Source organism: Streptomyces sp. NPDC048473 (genome assembly GCF_043200155.1).
Classification (GTDB): Bacteria; Actinomycetota; Actinomycetes; order Streptomycetales; family Streptomycetaceae; genus Streptomyces.
In genome coordinates, this window is the sequence record NZ_JBICXE010000185.1 from 1 (window position 1) to 1,440 (window position 1,440).

At 64.0% G+C, this 1,440-nt stretch carries 1 protein-coding gene and 1 pseudogene; one reads left to right on the forward strand and one right to left on the reverse strand.

Features of this window, described 5'->3' with window-relative positions:
- Positions 1 to 253: 253 nt before the first annotated feature.
- Complete coding sequence (locus ACGFU7_RS48125) at positions 254 to 859, forward strand: hypothetical protein (RefSeq protein WP_393705148.1); 606 nt, start codon at positions 254 to 256, stop codon at positions 857 to 859.
- 141 nt (positions 860 to 1,000) lie between these two features.
- On the opposite strand, the pseudogene ACGFU7_RS48130 reads toward ACGFU7_RS48125, so the two are convergent.
- A pseudogene (locus ACGFU7_RS48130) lies at positions 1,001 to 1,123 on the reverse strand (IS5/IS1182 family transposase); the annotation flags it as partial.
- Between the last annotated feature and the right edge of the window lie 317 nt (positions 1,124 to 1,440).

The window sequence follows — 1,440 nt, forward strand, 5'->3', positions numbered from 1 at the left end:
CCACCTGGGCCATCGTCCCCAACACCGCATAGCAACAAGGGGCACCCCTGCCGGGACGCCCCTCCAACAACCAAGATCTTCATCGGCCTTCTAGGGCCTGTTGCGGAAGTCGATCTTCGTCGTGAATGATCACGCTGTGTGGGGCGTGGTGATCTGACGAGCGACCAGTGGGCACGGCTGGGGCCGTTGTTGCTGCAGGACATCAAGCCAGGCCGTGCGCCGGATGTCAGTGCCGCGTGGTACCCATGCGTGCATGACGGATACGACGTACGACGAATTGCTGGGAATCATCGACGAGTTCGCCGAAAGGTTGACCCCTCGGGCACGGTTGGCCTGCCTGTATGGCCTGATGGCTCCCTTGCTCGACCGTGTCGAGCGAGAGGACGAGGAGCTGAGCGACGACCCCGTCCTATCGACCCCGGACGCGGTGCGTGAGCTGCGCAAGGCTGCTACGGGAGAGCCGGTCGACGTCGACGCGGTTCATGAGCAGTTGACCGAGGTGGGTTTGTGCTACTCCGAGGACCAGGACCCGGAGCGGCACATCGTGTCCCAGTCGGCCTACGCGGCTGCGGCCTGGCTGCAGCTGCTGGCAGGGCGGAAGCTGCGTACCACGGCAGACCTCGAGGGCGATGACGAGGATCTGGTGCCGCCGTTCGCCCCGTCGGCGTTCACGCGAATCGTCGACCTCCTGGCCTGGACCCGGTCGGACCAGGTGTATTTTCACTGGGAGGACGCCATCGCCGATCCCGAGGACTGCGATCTTCCGGCCGCGATACGCGAGCTCCGGGCGATGCACGTGGAGATCAGCGGCTTCGGCAGGGAGCGGTACTCATACGACTTGTCTTCACCGGCCGAGTGATCGAGTGGCGTGGGCCGTGACCGTATTACTTCGTCACCGTGCCGGGCGCGGAGTCCGCCGACATCCAGGAGGTCGCGGCGTTGCCACGACGTGGCTGTGACGATGACCGTCCACATCTAGAGTCTTTTGGGAAAGTGCTGGTCACAGCCACTCGTTGAGCACGGTCGCCTCGTAGCGGACGGCAAGCTTGTCGTACCTCGTGGCCACGGCCCGTTGGCGCTTGAGGCGATTGATCCCGCATTCAACCGCGTGGCGTTCGCGGTAGTCGGTCGTGTCGAACCTCGGGGGCCGACCACCCCGGGACCAAAAGCTTCTGGCGATTGCGAACCCGGTCCGCAGGGACCGGGATTAGCCCTGCCTGACAACGAACCTCAACACACCGTCTCCACCACCCGACCTCGCAAACCATCGCTCAAAAAGCGACGCAGGCATCCCGACGTGGTGTCAGTTCCCAGCGACATTTTCCAGCCCTGCGGACGCCAAGCCGAGTCATTTCGATGTGGCTGCGGGAGTCACTGGCTGAGCGAGTTTGCGATGTCAGTTTGCTCTGATGTCACCAGGGGGCTTGCGGCGTTCGCCTC